Genomic DNA, 5,492 nt, shown 5'->3' on the forward strand with positions numbered 1-5,492 from the left:
CCCTGAACGCCTGTGGAACCGCCGGTTCCCGCGGCGTTCAGGGGCCTTTGCGCGGCTACCCCGTTTCGCCGCCGGATAACCGGCCGGGCGGCCCCGGCAGGATCGGCTCCCGGGACGTGTCCTTCAGCGTCACACCAGAGCGATCGAGTCGGCGGGCCCCGGCCACCAGGGCGACGACGACCTCCGCCGCCCGGCGGTATCCCGTTCCCCCGGGCGGATGGATATTCGATACGCAGTTACGGTCGGCGTCGGTGCGGCCGGGTCGTGGCCGGTGGGTCAGGTAGACGCCGAGGCTGTCGGCCACCGAGAGGCCGGGACGTTCACCGATCAGCACCAGGACGGTCGTCACCCCCAGGGCGGCACCGATATGGTCGCCGAGCGCCACCCGCGCCTGCGTCGCCACCACCGGCGGCGCGATCGACCAGCGCGGGCGCAACACCTCCAGCAACGCCGCGACAGTGGGCGGCCCGTGGGTGGTGAGCGCCCGGGCGGACAATCCGTCGGCGAGTACCAGGCCGATATCGGCGCCCGAGCGCGCGAGCCGCGCCGGCCCACCGGCCGTCGCGTCCGGGTCGACGGCCGGCAGCCGGCCCAGGTCGGGGCGGCGCAGATATTCGGCCCGGTCCCGGGCCCGGCTGCGGATATGGACCGGCGCGCCCACGCCCAGTTCGGCGAGCCGCGCGCACAGCGCCGGCACCTCGAGCGGGATATGCACCGCATCGCGGGCGGCGGCGTGCGCCGCGCCGAATTCCAGGACGCGCCGGGTGGGTAGCGCGTCACCGGCCCGGCCCAAACCGATGCGCGCCTGGGTGAACGACCGCAATCCGGTCCAGAACGCCTGGGAATCCGCAGGCGCCCTCTCCTCGCCGGTCGTCATCGGCCCCCTGTCAGCACGCGCAACGGGGACGCGGCCGGCGCCACCGGCAGCACCCGGCCCGTCTCGTCCAGCATCCCGAGCCGGTCCAGCCATTGCGCGAACTCCGGGGCGGGGCGCAGTCCCAGCACCCGGCGGGCGTAGAGGGCGTCGTGGAAGCTCAGGCTCTGGTAGCCGAGCATCACATCGTCGGCGCCGGGGACCGCGATGACGAAGGCACAGCCGGCGGCGCCGAGCAGGGTGAGCAACGTGTCCATATCGTCCTGGTCGGCTTCGGCGTGGTTGGTGTAGCAGACGTCCACGCCCATCGGCAGGCCGAGCAATTTGCCGCAGAAATGATCCTCGAGGCCCGCGCGCACGATCTGTTTGCCGTCGTAGAGGTACTCCGGGCCGATGAACCCGACCACCGTGTTCACCAGCAACGGCCGCAGCTCCCGGGCCACGCCGTAGGCGCGCGTCTCGAGGGTCTGCTGGTCCACCGGCCTGCCGCCCGTTCCCCGGTGCGCATCGGCCGAGAGCGCCGACCCCTGGCCGGTCTCCAGATACATCACATTGCCGCCGACGGTGCCGCGCCGCAGCGACCGCCCGGCGTCGTTCGCTTCCCGCAGCAGCGCCAGGTTCACGCCGAACGCCGCATTGGCGGCCTCCGTCCCGGCGACCGACTGGAAGACGAGGTCGACCGGCGCCCCGGCCGAGATCAGCTCGAGCGTGGTGGTGACATGGGCGAGCACGCACGACTGCGCCGGAATATCGAAGCGGGTGCGGATATCGTCGAGCAGGGTGAGCAGGTCCGCCGCGGCCCGCGGGGAGTCGGTGGCCGGGTTGACGCCGATGACGGCGTCACCACAGCCCAGCAGCAGGCCGTCCAGGACGGCGGCGGCGATCCCGTCACGGTCGTCGGTGGGATGGTTGGGCTGCAACCGGGTGGCCAGGGTGCCGGGCGCCCCGATGGTGGTCCGGAACGCCGAACTCACCCGGGCCGCGTGCGCGACGGCGATGAGGTCCTGATTGCGCATGATCTTGCTGACCGCGGCGGCCATCTCCGGGGTCAGGCCCGGCGCGAGAGCGCGCAGGGTGGCCGCCGGGCCGGCGGTTCCCTCGCCGGCCGCGACCGCGAGCAACCGGTCCCGGAGCCCGCCGACCGTGAGCGCCGCGACCGGACCGAACGCGGCGCGATCGTGGGTGTCCAGGATCAGCCGGGTCACCTCGTCGGTGTCGTAGGGAACCACCGGCTGCTCGAGGAACTCGGTGAGCGGGATATCGGCGAGCACCCATTGCGCGGCCGCTCGCTCGGCATCGGTGTCCGCCGCACATCCGGCCAGTTCGTCGCCGCTGCGCCGGGGCGTGGCCTTGGCGAGCACGTCCACGAGTCCGTCGAAGCGATAGTTCGTGCCGCCCAGGTGCTGGGTGTAGACCGTCATCCGGTTCCCGTCCGTCCGGGCCGCTGTCCTCGCCCGGCCGGTGGACGGTGTCCTACCGGACCGGTCGGTGGGCGGCCGACATACACGGTGCCCCCGCAGATTACCGCCCTGGCAGGTTCCGCGCCCGGACGCCGGGAACCTCGCGCGACCACGGCCCGGCCGAGACAGCACCGGAGGTGAACGGACGGCTTCCCGGAGAAGATCCCGACCGCTCCGGGCATACCCCGGGCCCTGAGGACCCGGCACCGCGCACGCACGCCGCCCGGTCGCGACCGGGTGGTGCGTACCGGAGAACAGCGGCAGAGCCGTGTGCCGGGGGGACCTCACTCGCCGGGTCCGCAGTTCGTACCCGCACCGCTCATCACTTCGATGGATCCGAGCCGCGGATCGGTGTGCTGAGATGAACGCATGCAGCGGTGGTCGGCGTTGTCGGCGACAACACGAGACGTCGTCGTGGCGGGCGGATGGTTCCTGTTCGGCGTGCTGCTGTACCTGGCCGGCTTCCAGATGATGTTCGCCCCCCAGTCGCAGGCCGGCCCGCTGTGGCCGCGGATCGCGATCCTCGGGCTGGCGAGTGCGGTACTGCTGGTACGGCGCCGGGCGCCGATCACCGCGATGGTGCTGGGGCTGCTACCACTGGTGATGGATCTGTCGCTCGGGCCGACACTGCCGGTCTGGCTGGTGTACACCGATCTGATCTATGCGGCGGTGGTGTACGGCACGCGACGGCAGATGCAGGGCGCGGTGGTGGCCTGGCTGGCTCTCTCCGCGACCGCGGCGGGGGTGGTGCTGGCGATCACCGGCGACTGGCAGCTGATGTCGCTGGCGCTGGTACTGGCGGCGGCCTTCGTCGGCACCTCGCTGTGGTGGGGCCTGACCGTCCGCGCGCACAAGGAGACCGCCGATGCCGAACGGGCCCGCGTTCGCGCCCTGTCGCTGGTCGCCGAACTGGACCGGCGGGCGGCGGTGGCGGACGAACGCAAGGCCATGGCGCGGGACCTGCACGATGTGATCGCCGGGCATCTGTCGGCCATCGCCCTGCAGTCCGAAGCGGCACTGGGCGGCCTCGACGGCACCGCCGACCCGCGGCTGGCCGGGGTGCTCGGCGCGATCCGCACCAACAGCGTCGAAGCGCTCCGGGAGATGCGGACGATGATCGGCCTGCTGCGCCGCGAGGACGACGCCGATCAGACGACCGCGCCCGGGCGCCTGGCCCAGCTGCCCGGGCTGGTCACCGCGGCCCGGCAGGCGGGTATGCGGGTACGGGTCCGGCTGGACCTGGGCGAAACCGTACCGGCCGGGGCGGTGGACCAAGCGGCCTACCGCATCGTCCAGGAAGCGGTCACCAATGTGATGAAACACGCCCCCGGGCAGGAGGTCGATATCGACGTGCACGCCGAGTCCACGACACTGGTGCTGACGGTACGCAATCCGCTGAGCGCCGGGCCGTCTCCGGCGCCGGAGCCGGCCGCCGACCGGCGCGGCCTGTCGAATATGCGCGAACGCGCGGCCGCCCTCGGCGGTACGTTGCGGGCGGGGCCGGAGGCCGGCGCCTGGTGGGTGCGGGCGAGGCTCCCACTGGCCGCGGTGCCCGACACCGTGGGGGATCCGCGGTGACGGTCCGGGTTCTCATCGCCGATGATCATGCCGCGATCCGCGCCGGGCTGCGCATGATCCTCGACGCGGCCGGCGATATCGAGGTGGTGGGCGAGGCCGCCGACGGCGAGGTCGCGGTGGCCCAGGCCCGGGCGCTGCGGCCGGATGTGGTGCTGATGGATGTGCGCATGCCGGGGGTGGACGGCATCACCGCGACCACCCGGGTCACCGGCGAGAGCCTGGCGCGGGTGCTCATCCTCACCACCTTCGACCTCGACGAATACGTGTTCCGCAGTCTCCGCGCGGGCGCTTCCGGGTTCGTCTTGAAGTCGGCGTCCGGGCCCGCGCTGGTCGACGCGGTCCGCGCGGTCGCCGCGGGCGAGGGGGTGCTCGCCCCGGAGGTCACCCGCGCGGTGATCGACGCCTTCGCCGGAACACCGTCCGGCCGAGGTCCCGAACCGCCACCGGGTATGGCCGAGCTCACCGGCCGGGAGAAAGAGGTGTTCGACTGTCTGGGCGGCGGACTGTCCAACGCGCAGATCGCGGCGCGACTGTTCATCAGCGAGACCACGGTCAAAACACATGTGTCCCGTGTCCTCACCAAATTGGGGATGCGGTCTCGGGTGCAGGCCGCGATCCTGGCGCGCGAACTCGGCGACGGGGCCGCCGGGCATCCGTAGCCGAGGTCGGTCGCGGCTCAGCCGGGCAGCGGCGCGAAGCGTCCGTCGGTGCCGGGGAGGTAGCTGTCCACCCCGATGACGGCTTCGACCGGCAGCGGACCGTACAGATGTGGGAAACGCAACGCCGGATCGTCGCTGGGCGCACCCGGCTCCCAGCGCACCGGCGCCGCGAGGCGGTCCGGGTCCAGACGGAGTAGCAGAAGATCGCGCCGACCTGCGAAAAGGCGGTTCGCGGGCAGGTGCACCTGCTGTGGCGCGGAGAGATGAACGAATCCCTCCGTCCGCAGCGAATCGGGCCGATGCGCACCATCTTCCCGGGCAAGTGCCCACTCACCGGGAGTACAGAGGTGAACAAGGGTGTGAGTGTCACAGGGCACGGGTAACCTCCGATACACAACTCGACAGTCGGTACGGAGCAAGGGCCGCACGTTTTCCACACCCGCCCCGCGGTGTTCGCCACAGGCGAAAAGCGCTGGTCGTGTTAGGGAAAACACACTGGTTCCCCAGTGGGAACAATCCCGATGCCCCGAACGTCTGACAGAGTAGTTACACCACTGCTGGGAAGTAGCGGAAGCGAGCCCGCGGAGTGACCACGGGCCTCACACCAGGTGAACGGTATTGTGCCGGAAGCCAGGACGGAGGAGTCATGCCAGGAACCCTGACTAGCACCCCACTGACCGCGGTCGATCGCTGCGATCGCTGCGGGGCGGCTGCGCGTGTGCGTGCCGTTCTGCCCGCAGGTGGCGAGTTGCTCTTCTGCCAGCACCACGCGAACGAACATATGGACCGACTGCGCGAACTCGACGCCGTGATCGACACGGAGTCCGCTCCCGCTCTCTGACCCGTCCTCGCGTCCGACACAACAGCATCGAACAACAGAACACCGTCTCCGTGGCGGGCGACCGATCCGGTCGCCCGCCA

At 71.5% G+C, this 5,492-nt stretch carries 6 protein-coding genes; 3 read left to right on the forward strand and 3 right to left on the reverse strand.

Annotated features, from left to right (window positions below; translation table 11 throughout):
* Positions 1 to 55: 55 nt before the first annotated feature.
* Together eutC and ACLML9_RS27545 are read right to left on the reverse strand one after the other, a co-directional pair.
* Positions 56 to 877, reverse strand: a complete 822-nt coding sequence (gene eutC / locus ACLML9_RS27540) for an ethanolamine ammonia-lyase subunit EutC (RefSeq protein WP_411948238.1) — start codon at positions 875 to 877, stop codon at positions 56 to 58.
* Positions 874 to 2,295, reverse strand: a complete 1,422-nt coding sequence (locus ACLML9_RS27545; RefSeq protein WP_411948239.1) for an ethanolamine ammonia-lyase subunit EutB — start codon at positions 2,293 to 2,295, stop codon at positions 874 to 876. Before ACLML9_RS27545 ends, eutC begins: the two co-directional genes overlap by 4 nt.
* Before the next feature lie 408 nt (positions 2,296 to 2,703).
* On the opposite strand from ACLML9_RS27545, the gene ACLML9_RS27550 reads away from it, so the two are divergent.
* Positions 2,704 to 3,912: a sensor histidine kinase gene (locus tag ACLML9_RS27550; protein ID WP_411948240.1), complete on the forward strand. Its 1,209-nt coding sequence runs from the start codon at positions 2,704 to 2,706 to the stop codon at positions 3,910 to 3,912.
* The gene (locus tag ACLML9_RS27555; RefSeq protein ID WP_411948241.1) at positions 3,909 to 4,571 is read left to right on the forward strand and encodes a response regulator; all 663 of its coding nucleotides are present in this window, start codon (positions 3,909 to 3,911) and stop codon (positions 4,569 to 4,571) included. The genes ACLML9_RS27550 and ACLML9_RS27555 overlap by 4 nt, the downstream gene beginning before the upstream one ends.
* A gap of 17 nt (positions 4,572 to 4,588) precedes the next feature.
* Here the strand turns inward: ACLML9_RS27555 and ACLML9_RS27560 are convergent, their stop codons facing one another.
* Positions 4,589 to 4,948, reverse strand: a complete 360-nt coding sequence (locus ACLML9_RS27560; RefSeq protein WP_411948242.1) for a DUF952 domain-containing protein — start codon at positions 4,946 to 4,948, stop codon at positions 4,589 to 4,591.
* A 269-nt stretch (positions 4,949 to 5,217) separates the two neighbouring features.
* On the opposite strand from ACLML9_RS27560, the gene ACLML9_RS27565 reads away from it, so the two are divergent.
* Complete coding sequence (locus ACLML9_RS27565; protein WP_036538000.1) at positions 5,218 to 5,412, forward strand: hypothetical protein; 195 nt, start codon at positions 5,218 to 5,220, stop codon at positions 5,410 to 5,412.
* Positions 5,413 to 5,492 lie beyond the last annotated feature (80 nt).

Origin of the sequence: Nocardia sp. NPDC002869, assembly GCF_046764065.1 — a bacterium.
GTDB lineage: Bacteria > Actinomycetota > Actinomycetes > Mycobacteriales > Mycobacteriaceae > Nocardia > Nocardia rhamnosiphila.

What these genes read in the sequence shown, in the direction of transcription:
- ACLML9_RS27545 (WP_411948239.1), bottom strand. Translation starts at nt 2,295, where the DNA reads ATGACGGTCTACACCCAGCACCTGGGCGGCACGAACTATCGCTTCGAC.
- ACLML9_RS27565 (WP_036538000.1), top strand. Translation starts at nt 5,218, where the DNA reads ATGCCAGGAACCCTGACTAGCACCCCACTGACCGCGGTCGATCGCTGC.
- ACLML9_RS27550 (WP_411948240.1), top strand. Translation starts at nt 2,704, where the DNA reads ATGCAGCGGTGGTCGGCGTTGTCGGCGACAACACGAGACGTCGTCGTG.
- eutC (WP_411948238.1), bottom strand. Translation starts at nt 877, where the DNA reads ATGACGACCGGCGAGGAGAGGGCGCCTGCGGATTCCCAGGCGTTCTGG.